We start from the raw sequence: 469 nt of genomic DNA, 5'->3' as shown, positions 1-469 counted from the left end.
ATTGTCACCGTAAACGAGCTTAACTACTGTGTTCGGAATGGGAACAGGTGTACCCTCGTCACCATTAACACCTACTATTTCGTTGCACATTCCTGTGCAGCTTTATTATACCATACCATCAGCCTACTGTCAACATCTTTCTTGAAGAAATTTGGTGACCCGTGGGAGAATCGAACTCCCGTTTGCGGCGTGAGAGGCCGCCGTCTTAGCCGCTTGACCAACGGGCCATAACAGTTAGACTTCCGGTATTTCTCGGTTCCGCTGTGGACTCTCTCGAACCCACAGCGCACCGAATCTGGTACACCATCACGGGCTCGAACCGTGGACCCACTGATTAAGAGTCAGTTGCTCTACCAACTGAGCTAATGGTGCATACTTTCTTGTGTACAAGAAAGTATGCAAAGAAAACTTTACCTGCACACTTCGTGTGCTTTACTTTCTCATTCACAATCTGAAAGTGTAATTTAAT

2 tRNA genes and 1 other annotated feature are annotated in these 469 nt (G+C 46.7%); both genes read right to left on the bottom strand.

The window, feature by feature from the left end:
- Nucleotides 1-75: a sequence feature (5S ribosomal RNA rRNA prediction is too short), on the bottom strand.
- Between the two features lie 77 nt (nucleotides 76-152).
- Nucleotides 153-227, bottom strand: a tRNA-Glu gene (locus tag IEY11_RS04110).
- Nucleotides 228-296: 69 nt separating this feature from the next.
- Nucleotides 297-372, bottom strand: a tRNA-Lys gene (locus IEY11_RS04105).
- Nucleotides 373-469: the final 97 nt, after the last annotated feature.

Origin of the sequence: Butyricicoccus faecihominis, assembly GCF_014648015.1 — a bacterium.
Classification (GTDB): domain Bacteria; phylum Bacillota; class Clostridia; order Oscillospirales; family Butyricicoccaceae; genus Agathobaculum; species Agathobaculum butyriciproducens.
This window is presented reverse-complemented; position numbering and strand designations above follow the sequence as displayed.